This is a genomic window from Nocardioides sp. P5_C9_2, from assembly GCF_054049555.1.
Genome location: NZ_JBFUMD010000072.1, coordinates 1 through 10,981 on the forward strand (window position 1 = coordinate 1; position 10,981 = coordinate 10,981).

A 10,981-nucleotide genomic window follows, 5' to 3' on the forward strand; every position below is an offset into this window, starting at 1 on the left:
ACGGCACGGTGCCGCACGGGCCGGCGCTGCTCGCCGACCGGCGGGTGCGGATCGTCAACGCCGACATCCTGATGGCCATCGCGGAGGCCCGTGACACCCACGACCTGCTGCTGCTCGACGTCGACAACGGCCCGGGCTACCTCGTGCACGACGGCAACGCCGACGTCTACGGCCGCGACTTCCTGGCCCGCTGCCGCGAGGTCCTCCACGACCGGGGGGTGCTCGTCGTGTGGTCGGCGGCCCGCTCCCCCGAGCTGCTCACGGCCCTCGAGGACGTCTTCGGGGCCGCCGAGGAGCGGGCGTACGACGTCCTGCTCCAGGACCGCCCGGAGCAGTACTTCCTCTACGTGGCCCGTCGCGGTCCCTCGGGGTGGGGACAGGGCACCCGGGACCCGCGGTAGCGTCGAGCACATGAGCCAGACACGCACCGAGCACGACTCCATGGGCGACGTCGAGGTCCCCGTCGACGCCCTGTGGCGGGCCCAGACCCAACGCGCGATCGACAACTTCCCGATCAGCGGCAGCCGGCTGGAGCGCCGGCACGTCCAGGCCCTGGCGCTCGTCAAGGGCGCCGCCGCCCGGGTCAACGGCGAGCTCGGCGTCATCACCGAGGAGCGGGCCGCGGCCATCGCCGCCGCCGCCGCCGAGGTGGCCGCCGGTGCGCACGACGACCACTTCCCGATCGACGTCTTCCAGACGGGGTCCGGCACCAGCTCCAACATGAACACCAACGAGGTGCTCGCCTCCCTCACCGCCCGCGCGGGCGTCGAGGTCCACCCCAACGACCACGTCAACGCCTCGCAGAGCAGCAACGACACCTTCCCGACCTCGATCCACGTCGCCGCGACGCTGGCCGTCGTGGAGGACCTGCTGCCCGCGCTCGACGTGCTGGCCACGTCGTTCGAGGCGAAGGCCGTCGAGTTCGCCGACGTGGTCAAGTCCGGGCGCACCCACCTCATGGACGCGACGCCGGTGATGCTGGGCCAGGAGATGGGCGGGTACGCCGCCACCGTGCGCTACGCCGCCGAGCGCCTCGAGGCGGTCCTCCCCCGCGTCCGCGAGCTGCCGCTGGGCGGCACGGCGGTCGGCACCGGGATCAACACCCCGCCCGGCTTCGCCGCCGCCGTGATCGAGCGGCTGGCCGCGGACACCGGCCAGGAGTTCACCGAGGCCCGCAACCACTTCGAGGCCCAGGGCACCCGCGACTCGCTCGTCGAGCTCAGCGGGGCGCTGCGGACCTGTGCCGTCGGCCTCACCAAGATCTGCAACGACCTGCGCTGGATGTCCTCGGGCCCCACCACGGGCCTCGCCGAGATCCACCTCCCCGACCTCCAGCCGGGGTCGAGCATCATGCCCGGCAAGGTCAACCCGGTGCTGCCCGAGGCCACGCTCATGGTGTGCGCGCAGGTGGTCGGCAACGACGCCACCGTCGCCTGGGCCGGAGCCGCCGGCAGCTTCGAGCTCAACGTGATGATGCCGGTGATGGCACGCAACCTGTTGGAGTCCGTCCGGCTCCTGTCCACCTCCTCGACGCTCCTCGCGCGGCGCTGCGTCGACGGCATCACCGCCGACGTGGACCGGATGCGCGCGTATGCCGAGTCCTCCCCGTCGGTCGTGACACCCCTCAACAAGCACCTCGGCTACGAGGAGGCGGCGAAGATCGTCAAGCGGGCGATGAAGGACGGCACCACGATCCGCGAGACCGTGCTCGCGATGGGGTACGTCGACCGCGGCGACCTCACCGAGCAGCAGCTGGACGACGCCCTCGACGTGGAACGGATGACGCACCCGTGAGCCAGATGGACGACCCCGCGCACGTGCGCGACCAGTACGCCACCGAGGACCGGCTGGAGACCCGCCGGTCGGTGTGGCGGCCCACCGCCGACGGCCAGGACCCCGAGTCCGAGGCGCTGCGGGCGATCGACCGCGCCCTGGTCGGTGACGCCCACGTCCTCGAGGTCGGCTGCGGCACCGGAGCGATGGCCGAGCGGATCGACGACCTGCCCGGGGTCACGCTCGTCGCCACCGACTTCTCACCCCGTCTCGTCGAGCTCACCGCGGCCCGCGGGGTCGACGCCCGCCGGGCCGACATCTGCTACCTGCCGTTCGACGACGCGTCCTTCGACGTCGTCTACGCCGGGTGGATGCTCTACCACGTGCGCGACCTGGAGCGGGCCCTCAACGAGGTCCGCCGGGTGCTGCGCCCGGGCGGCACCTTCGTCGCGGTCACCAACGGCCAGGACCACCTCGCCGACCTGCACCGCGCCGCCGGCGGACGACCCCCGCGCACCCAGTTCAGCAGCGAGACCGGCGAGTCGGTGCTGCGCCGCCGCTTCGCCGACGTGCGACGCCACGACCTCGAGACCCGGGCGGTCTTCGCCGACCACGCGAGCGCCCAGGCCTACCTGGACTCGACCGGCGACGGCCTCGTGCTGCCGGAGTTCGCGGGCGAGCGCGAGTACGCCGGGGCGGTCACGGTCTTCGAGGCCCGCTGACGCAAACCCCGGATCAAGCCGTCGGGCTCAGTACCAGCCGTTGCCGGCCTTGAAGGACCAGGCGCTGCAGGGGGTGCCGTAGGTGTCCTGGATGTAGCCCAGGCCCCAGCGGATCTGGGTCTCGGCCGAGGTCATGTAGTCGGCCGGGAGGTCGTGCAGCTGCGTGAGCGCCTGCGGGATGCCGTACGCCGAGGAGCCGGGGTTGTCGGCGTCGATGCGCCAGCCGGACTCGCTCATGTAGAGCGAGTCGAGGCAGGAGAACTGCGAGGAGTCGAAGCCGTACTGCGGGAGCAGCGCCCGGGCGATGTCGCGCGGGTCGGCGCTGGAGAGGTCCTCGGTGCGGGTGACGGCCGGGCCCTCGGCGACCGACAACGCAGCGCGCTTGGTGGCGTCCGTGGCACCACGGCGGTCCGAGCGCGAGACGGGCACGACGGACTCGCGGCGCTCGAGAGCACTGGGGTCCGAGTCCGCGGAGGCCACGGTGACCCCGCCCACGGCAGCCGCCGCCAGGTCGCCGGCACCGGTGCCGGTCGACGCGCCGAGCACGCCTCCGGAGACGCTCACGCCGGTCACGGCGGCCGCGACGCCGGTCAGCACCACGGAGGTGCGGACGAGGCGGGCCGGGAAGGAGCGACCGGCCTTGTGCTTGCCGGGCGCACGGTGGCGCGGGACGTGCTTCTCGGGCTTCGGGTCGGACTTGAGCGCGGACGTCAGGGGCACAGGGGAGCTCACCGGGGGGGGGTCGAGGGCAGGACGATGTCGCGAGCCTGTCAAGAAGTGGGGGGAACAGGTGCGACAGGGGTACAGATCACGAAACGATCACGAGCAACCATGCAGGAGTGCGGGAGCCCATGCAAACCAAACCGACAAACCCGTCCCACTTTCCACCAGATCCCCGCCTCACACGTCACCGGAGTCACATCGGCCACGCCAGCCCCAGGCGTCGAGGGTGGTGGTGATCGATCGCACGCAGCGCGGGTACCGGGGACGGGGTGCGGCCACGGTGTCGAGTCTCCGGGAGACACGTCCGGCTCGCGCCCGGGACGTGGGCGCGAGCCGGACCGTGCGACCGGACAGAGTGCGACCGGACAGAGTGCGACCGGACAGAGTGCGACCGGACAGAGTGCGACCGGACAGTGCAAGGTGCGTCAGAGGGTGACGTTCTCCAGCATCTCGGTGACGAGCGCCGCGATCGGCGACCGCTCGGACCGGGTCAGGGTCACGTGTGCGAAGAGCGGGTGGCCCTTGAGCTTGTCGATCACCGCCACGATCCCGTCGTGGCGACCGACCCGGAGGTTGTCGCGCTGGGCGACGTCGTGGGTGAGCACCACCTTGGAGTTGGCCCCGATCCGGGACAGCACCGTGAGGAGCACGTTGCGCTCCAGCGACTGGGCCTCGTCGACGATGACGAACGCGTCGTGCAGGGACCGGCCACGGATGTGGGTCAGCGGCAGCACCTCGAGCATGCCGCGGTCCATCACCTCGTCGATGACGTCGGGCGTGGTGAGCGCCCCGAGGGTGTCGAACACGGCCTGGCCCCAGGGCGACATCTTCTCCGACTCCGAGCCGGGCAGGTAGCCGAGCTCCTGCCCGCCCACGGCGAAGAGCGGCCGGAAGACCACGACCTTCTTGTGCAGGCCCCGCTCGAGGGTGGCCTCGAGGCCCGCGCACAGCGCCAGCGCCGACTTGCCGGTGCCGGCCCGACCGCCCAGCGACACGATGCCGACCTCGGGGTCGAGCAGCATCTCCAGGGCGATCCGCTGCTCCGCGGAGCGACCGTGGATGCCGAACGCCTCGCGGTCCCCGCGCACCAGGTGCACCTGCTTGTCGGGACCCACCCGGCCCAGCGCCGTACCCCGGTCGGAGAGCAGGACGAGGCCGTTGTGGCACGGCAGACCGCGGGCCTCGGCCAGGTCGACGACCCCGTCGTCGTACAGCTCGTCGAGCTCGCTGGACGTGACCTCGAGCTCGGCCATGCCGGTGTAGCCGGTGTCGGAGTCGCTGATGGCCTCGGCGCGGTACTCCTCGGCGTCGAGACCCACCGCGGACGCCTTGATGCGCAGCGGCAGGTCCTTGGACACGAGCGTGACCCGGTGTCCCTCGTCGGCCAGGTTGCGGGCGACGGCGAGGATCCGCGTGTCGTTGTCACCCAGCCGGAAGCCCGACGGCAGCGAGGTGGGGTCGGTGTGGTTGAGCTCGACGCGCACGCTGCCCCCCTCGTCGCCCACCGGGACCGGCTCGTCGAGGCGGCCGTGCTGGACGCGGAGCTCGTCGAGGCTGCGCAGCGCCGAGCGCGCGAAGAACCCGAGCTCCGGGTGGTGGCGTTTGCCCTCGAGCTCGGTGATGACGACCACCGGGAGGACGACCTCGTGCTCCGCGAAGCGACGCAGGGCGCCGGGATCGGCCAGCAGGACGCTGGTGTCGAGGACATACGTGCGGTTCTGGCTGACCTGCTTGTTCGAGCTCACGGAGTGCCTACCCCTATCGGACCGGCGCGACGCACCACACCCGGTCCTGTTCAACTCATGGACCGGACGGCTCCTCGAAGTGGTGCGTGACTCCCACAGCTGCCTCCCGATTCAGCCGGCTTCCCCACCTGCTGATGGAGCCGAAAGTACGCCTGGCCCGAAGCCGTTCCGGAGCGACACGCCAGAACGCGGGGTGAACGCCGTGTGACGGCGGCTCAGGAACCGAAGCGGCGCTCGCGCTCGGCGTACGCACGGATCGCCCGCAGGAAGTCGACGCGGCGGAAGTCGGGCCACAGCGCCTCGCAGAAGTAGAACTCCGAGTGCGCGGACTGCCACAGCAGGAAGCCGCCGAGCCGCTGCTCGCCGGAGGTGCGGATCACGAGGTCGGGATCGGGCTGGCCCTTGGTGTACAGGTGGTCGGAGATGTGGTCGACGTCGATGACGTCGGCCAGCTCCTCGAGCGAGGTGCCCCGGGCCGCGTGCTCCTGGAGCAGCGACCGTACGGCGTCCGCGATCTCGCGGCGCCCGCCGTACCCGACGGCGATGTTGACCAGGATCCCGTCGACGTCGCGGGTCGCGTCGTCGGCGGCCTTGAGCTTCTGCGCGGTGCTGGCCGGGAGYAGGTCGAGCGCCCCGACCGGGTGGATGCGCCAGCGTCCGGTGGCGGCGAGCGACTCGACCGCTCCCTCGATGATCTGCAGCAGCCCGGCCATCTGCTCGGGCGGGCGGTTGGTGAGGTTGTCGCTGGACAGCAGCCACAGCGTGACGACCTTGACGCCGACCTCCTCGCACCAGCCGAGGAGCGGGAAGATGTTGTCGGCACCGGCCTGGTAGCCCCCGGCCGTGTCCATGCCGACGGCCTTGGCCCAGCGGCGGTTGCCGTCGAGCATGACGCCGATGTGCGCAGGGATGCGATCGGCCGGCAGGAACTTGACGACCCGGTGCTCGTAGGCCGGGTAGAGCACCCGACGCACCGCGTCCTTCCACTTCGCCATCACTCGATCCTAGCCGGGCCCAGGGTGTCGCCCGTGCCCGACCAAGCCCTGCCCCGCCGCCCGGCGACGACTCGATGCCCGGGGCCGACGACACCTGACCCGTCCAGGACGTCCACGAGATCGCGTGAGACTCCCCCCGTGGGGTGTTGCCCGTTCCCGTCAGAGTGACGTCTGCGGTGCGTACCGGTAGTTTCGGGGTATGAACGACGTGATCCGCCACCGGCTCGACGGGCTCCACGAGCGCGTGGACGGCGCGACGGATGCGATCCACGAAGCGATCGCCGACGTCAAGCCGCGCCTGCGAGGCTGGCTGCACCTGGCCACCGCCCCCCTCACGCTCGCTGCGGGCATCGTCCTGGTCGTGCTGTCCCCCGACGCCACCACCCGCCTCGGATCGGCCGTGTTCGCCGCGTCCGCCCTCGTCCTGTTCACCGTCTCCGCGGTCTACCACCGCGGCACCTGGTCCCCGGGCACGCACTCGATGCTCAAGCGCTTCGACCACTCCAACATCTTCGTGCTCATCGCCGGCTCCTGCACGCCGTTCGCACTGCTGCTGCTCCAGGGCCGCGACATGTGGACGATGCTCGCCGTCTGCTGGGGCGGCGCGCTGGCGGGCGTCTTCATGAAGGTCTTCTGGAAGGGCGCCCCGCGCTGGCTCTCCGCCCCCATCTACATGGCGCTCGGCTGGGCCCCGGTGTTCTTCTTCGGCGACTTCATCAGCGGCGCCATGGACCGGTACGGCCCGAGCACCGGCACCGCCGTGATGGCCCTGATCGCGACCGGCGGAGCGCTCTACACGATCGGCGGTGTCGTCTACGGCACCAAGCGGCCCAACCCGTGGCCGCGCTGGTTCGGCTTCCACGAGGTGTTCCACACCTTCACGATCCTGGCCTTCGTGACGCACTACGTCGGCGTCTCCGTGGCGACGTACGCCCTGCGCTGAGCGCCCGCTCCACTCCTGCCTGCTCGCGTACGGCGTGGGTGAGCCGCCTCACGTGGGGGAACAACGCGCGCGCGCCGGGCGTCGTACCCAGGACGCTTGACCCCGACCCAGGTACGTGATGACCGACTCCAGCCCGAAGCCCTCCCTCGACCTCTCCCTGCCCCAGGTGGTCGGCGGCGCCGTGGCCGCCGCGACCGCGACCGTGCTGAGCTCCCGCCTGGGACTCATGGGGACCGTCCTGGGCGCGGTGCTCGCGAGCATCGTCTCCGCCGTCGTCACCGCCTCCGTGGCCGGCTGGTGGCACCGCGCCCACCACGCCTCCCGGACGGCCCGGGACTGGGTCCCGCAACGGGTGCGGGGCGTGATCGTCGGCGCCGGCGCGCTGGGCCTGCTGGTCGTGGCGTTCCACACCGGCGTCGGCCTCGTCACCCAGGACCTGCCACGGGGCACCTTCGCCGCCCGCTGGCTGGCCGAGGTCGGTCTCACGCGAGGGTGAACCACCCGAACACCGCCAGGGCCCCGAAGGCCACGGTGACGGCGAGCGCCCGGGCCAGTCGCGGGACACGCGCGGCGAGGCGCTCGGCCATCTGGTAGCCCAGCGAGATGACCGCCAGGGCGACCGTGACGTGCAGCAGCACCGCCAGCATCACGCCGGCGATCGTCCCGGCCATCCGGAAGCGGCCCCACAGCAGGCTCAGCAGCAGCGGGACCACGACGGCGCCGGACAGGCCGCCGAGCACCTCCTCCCACCACGGCCGGTCGCCCATCCACGGCACCGCCCGGGCCAGCGGCCAGTCCCGGTCGAGCAGGTCGCCGGTGGCGCAGTAGCCGAGGTAGAGGATCGCGACGATCGACGCCCCCGCACCGATCCGGTGGGCCCAGCGCAGCAGCGGCGGCCACCCCGGTCCGGAGAGCCCGCCTGGGACGAAGATCGTCGCCGCGGTGACCGCCGACCAGACGATCCAGCGCCGGACGACGCCGGTGCCGGTGTCGGCCATCGCGTCGCGGAAGATCCGGTCGGCCTCCACCCGGTCGATCACCTGCCCCCGGGTCGAGTCGTACGACGGGTCGCCGCCGCCCGCGACCAGCGCGTCGTGGACCAGCGCCGCCGGCAGGTGCGCGCCGGTCTTGGGCACCAGCCAGGTGAAGAGCGCCGGCGTCGAGGTCAGGTCGGTGCGGAAGTCGGTCGTGGCCGGGACGAGGATCTCGCCGACGTGCCGGTCGTCGTAGGCGATGCGCCGCTCCAGGCTGAACACCTCGAGACCCGTCTCGTCGTGGCGCTCCAGCACGATCCGCGGGTCATGGGCCGGGTCGGGAGGAAGCCCGATCCGTTCCCCGACCGGCAGCACCCCGCCGTCGTAGAAGCGCCGGGGCTGGGGTCGCACCTGCTCACCGGTCGTGCCGTGCTGTCGCCGAGACATGGGGTCACTGTGGCACCGACCACCGACCGGGGTGACGGGACGCCCGGGGGTGGGGGCGTCCCGTCACCGGTCTCAGGAGCCGGCGGGCGCGCCCTGCACGGGCAGCGTCGACGGCGAGGACGGGCCGGCGCCGGTGGTGGGCCGCACGGCGAAGGTGACCTCGGCCGCGCCCGGTGGGAGGGTGCCGGGGAACGCCAGGGTCGCGGTGGCCTCCTCCTTCACCCGGTACGGGACGGAGCCCAGACGCGTGCGGCCCGCCGTCGCGACCACGGTGCCGGCGCAGCCGTCGGCCCCGGTGCCGCACCCGAGCTGGACGGACGGGTGCCCGGCCTCGTCGGTCGCCGCGGTCGTGCTCGTGACACTGACCAGGGAGGGGAAGGAGACCCCGGTGGGGTCGTTGCTGCCGGCGGGGTCGAAGCAGCCGTCGAACTCGAACACCGGGTTGGTCACCTCGCGGCCCTCGACGCCGGTCAGGGTCAGGTAGCCGGTCAGCTTGGTCGGGCTACCGACGGTGTAGCAGTCGTTGCTGTGCACGTTGACCTCGAACTTGCCGTAGCCCTCCGGGGGCATCGGCACCTGCGGGTCGTCCCAGCTCATCAGGCAGACCCAGTCGGCGCCGGGACCCACGTCGGCGACGTCCGGGCCGTGCTTGTCGCACATGGCCCTGGCGTGCAACGACGACGGGGTCAGTCCCGGCCTGCCCAGCAGCGACGCCTGCTGCACGTAGAGTTGGGAGAAGGTCGCAGGCAGCGACCGCTCGAGGCGGGCCCGGGTCACCGTGCTCCCGCCTCCCGCTGCGAGGGCACCGACGGTGAGTCCGGCGAGGAGCAGGACCGCGGCGAGGACGGCGACGACGGTACGACGCATGGGGATCAACCTCCGGTGATGTCGCGACGGCGCAGGACGACGTACGCGGTGACGAGGGCCAGCAGCGCCCACACGCCACTGGTGACGGCCCCCTCGACGAGGGGACCGGTGAAGCGCGGCTGGGCCAGCAGCCCGTGCCAGGCCTCGAACGGGGTGCTCAGCAGGAAGGGCCGGACCGCCTCGACGCCTCCGGCCGAGCCGACGAGCTGGAGCACCATCCCGATCACCACGGGTGCTGCGATCCCGACGGCGGGGTTGCGGGACCACACCGAGAGCAGCAGCGCCAGGGCGGTGAAGGCCAGCATCGGCGGCAGCACGGACGCCCAGCTCGCCACCACCAGGCCGAGCGCGGTGCCCGCCGGGATCGTCTGGCCGGTGAGGCCGGTGAGGGGCTGGTGGCCGACGATGAGCACGCTGGCCGCGATGGTCGAGGCGCCGAGCAGGACGAGCACCAGGGTGGTGAAGCCGCAGGCGGCGATGGTCTTGGCCCAGAAGATCCGGCCGCGGCTCGCGGAGCGGGTGAGCACGGTCTTCCAGGTGCCGTGCTGGTCCTCGCTGGCGAAGATGTCCCCCGCGACGACGGCCGTCAACAGGGGCAGCACCCACTGTCCGGCGAACCCGAGGACCAGGAGGGCGAGCGCGAACCCGTTGTCGGTGGCGAACCGGCCGAAGAGCGTGTCCTTGGGCGGTCGAGCCTGGCCCTGCATCACGAGCACGATCGGGATCGGGGCGAGCACGGCCAGCGCCAGGACGGCCTTCGTGCGGACCTGGGCGCGGAGCTTGCGCACCTCCCACCGCAGGGCTGCACCCACCCCGGCCGTGCGGGAGCGGGCGCGACCCGGCTGCGAGGAGGCCGATCGGGATGTCGGCGTGCCGGTGGCGGTGGCCATCACGCGGCCCTGCCCGGCTCGTCGGTGAGCATGAAGAACAGCGACTGCAGCGGAGTGCGGGTGGGGGTGAAGGAGAGCAGGGCGACGTCGGCTCGCACCAGCGCGGCGACGTACGCCGACACGGCCTGCTGTCGGCCGATCACCACCAGTCCACCGTCCTCGTCGCGGGCCACCCGGACCGCCGGCGTACCGGTCGCGAGCGCGATGGCGCGGGAGTCGTCCGTCGTCGTCAGGGCGTAGCCGGGATCCGGTGCGAGCGTGCGCAGGTGCTCGATGGTGCCGTGGAACGCCACGGTGCCGCGCCGCATGATCGTGACGTTGTCGCAGATCTCCTCGACCTCGTCCATGTGGTGCGAGCTCAGCAGCACGGTCAGGCCGCTGTCGGCCAGCCGCTTGACCAGCGCCCGCATGTCGCGGATGCCCCCCGGGTCGAGCCCGTTGGCCGGCTCGTCGAGCACCAGGAGCCGGGGGTCGCGCAGCAGGCTGGCCGCGACGCCGAGCCGCTGGCGCATCCCGTAGGAGTATCCGCCCACCTTGTCCCCCGCCCGGTCCCCGAGCTCGACCACGTCGAGCACCTCGTCGATCCGGTCGTGCCCGGCCCCGGCGTCGAGGAGGGCGAGGCCGTCGAGGTTCTGGCGACCGGTGAGGTAGGGGTAGAAGCGCGGGCTCTCGATGAAGCCCGCCACCCCGTCGAGGGTGGCGATGCCGTCCTCCTCCCACGTGCGCCCGAAGACGCGCAGGGTCCCGGCGTCGGGTCGGATGAGGCCGAAGAGCATCCGGAGGAAGGTGGTCTTGCCGGCACCGTTGGGCCCCAGCACGCCGTACACCTCCCCCGACGCGACCTTGACGGTGATGTCGTCCACGGCGCGCAGCGACCCGTAGTCCTTGGTCACTCCCACCGC

General features: G+C 72.3%; 11 protein-coding genes and 1 pseudogene. 5 read left to right on the top strand and 7 right to left on the bottom strand.

Annotated features, from left to right (window positions below; translation table 11 throughout):
* The 3 genes and pseudogenes from ACXJKL_RS05650 to ACXJKL_RS05660 all read left to right on the top strand — a co-directional run.
* A pseudogene (locus tag ACXJKL_RS05650) lies at positions 1-401 on the top strand (hypothetical protein); the annotation flags it as partial.
* A 10-nt stretch (positions 402-411) separates the two neighbouring features.
* The gene (locus tag ACXJKL_RS05655) at positions 412-1,794 is read left to right on the top strand and encodes a class II fumarate hydratase (protein WP_457206083.1); all 1,383 of its coding nucleotides are present in this window, start codon (positions 412-414) and stop codon (positions 1,792-1,794) included.
* A gap of 5 nt (positions 1,795-1,799) precedes the next feature.
* Positions 1,800-2,495, top strand: a complete 696-nt coding sequence (locus ACXJKL_RS05660; RefSeq protein ID WP_457206093.1) for a class I SAM-dependent methyltransferase — start codon at positions 1,800-1,802, stop codon at positions 2,493-2,495.
* 27 nt (positions 2,496-2,522) lie between these two features.
* Here the strand turns inward: ACXJKL_RS05660 and ACXJKL_RS05665 are convergent, their stop codons facing one another.
* From ACXJKL_RS05665 to ACXJKL_RS05675, 3 genes are all read right to left on the bottom strand, one after another.
* Complete coding sequence (locus ACXJKL_RS05665) at positions 2,523-3,227, bottom strand: aggregation-promoting factor C-terminal-like domain-containing protein (protein WP_457206084.1); 705 nt, start codon at positions 3,225-3,227, stop codon at positions 2,523-2,525.
* A 416-nt stretch (positions 3,228-3,643) separates the two neighbouring features.
* A complete protein-coding gene (locus ACXJKL_RS05670) occupies positions 3,644-4,963 on the bottom strand; it encodes a PhoH family protein (protein WP_457206085.1) in 1,320 nt (439 codons plus the stop codon).
* A 215-nt stretch (positions 4,964-5,178) separates the two neighbouring features.
* The gene (locus ACXJKL_RS05675) at positions 5,179-5,958 is read right to left on the bottom strand and encodes an isoprenyl transferase (protein ID WP_457206086.1); all 780 of its coding nucleotides are present in this window, start codon (positions 5,956-5,958) and stop codon (positions 5,179-5,181) included.
* 199 nt (positions 5,959-6,157) lie between these two features.
* Here ACXJKL_RS05675 and trhA point away from each other — a divergent pair, with 199 nt between their 5' ends.
* Both trhA and ACXJKL_RS05685 read left to right on the top strand, forming a co-directional pair.
* Positions 6,158-6,901: a PAQR family membrane homeostasis protein TrhA gene (gene trhA, locus ACXJKL_RS05680; RefSeq protein ID WP_457206087.1), complete on the top strand. Its 744-nt coding sequence runs from the start codon at positions 6,158-6,160 to the stop codon at positions 6,899-6,901.
* Positions 6,902-7,019: 118 nt separating this feature from the next.
* Complete coding sequence (locus ACXJKL_RS05685) at positions 7,020-7,397, top strand: hypothetical protein (RefSeq protein ID WP_457206088.1); 378 nt, start codon at positions 7,020-7,022, stop codon at positions 7,395-7,397.
* On the opposite strand, the gene ACXJKL_RS05690 is transcribed toward ACXJKL_RS05685, so the two are convergent.
* The 4 genes from ACXJKL_RS05690 to ACXJKL_RS05705 form a co-directional block, all read right to left on the bottom strand.
* Complete coding sequence (locus ACXJKL_RS05690) at positions 7,384-8,322, bottom strand: DUF1353 domain-containing protein (protein ID WP_457206089.1); 939 nt, start codon at positions 8,320-8,322, stop codon at positions 7,384-7,386. The genes ACXJKL_RS05685 and ACXJKL_RS05690 overlap by 14 nt on opposite strands.
* A 72-nt stretch (positions 8,323-8,394) precedes the next feature.
* A complete protein-coding gene (locus tag ACXJKL_RS05695; protein WP_457206090.1) occupies positions 8,395-9,189 on the bottom strand; it encodes a hypothetical protein in 795 nt (264 codons plus the stop codon).
* 5 nt (positions 9,190-9,194) lie between these two features.
* Positions 9,195-10,079 carry an ABC transporter permease gene (locus ACXJKL_RS05700; protein ID WP_457206091.1) on the bottom strand — a complete coding sequence of 295 codons (885 nt, stop codon included), beginning with the start codon at positions 10,077-10,079 and terminating at the stop codon, positions 9,195-9,197.
* Positions 10,079-10,981: ABC transporter ATP-binding protein (locus ACXJKL_RS05705; protein WP_457206092.1), on the bottom strand; the 903-nt coding region annotated here is incomplete at its 5' end. The genes ACXJKL_RS05705 and ACXJKL_RS05700, both read right to left, overlap by 1 nt.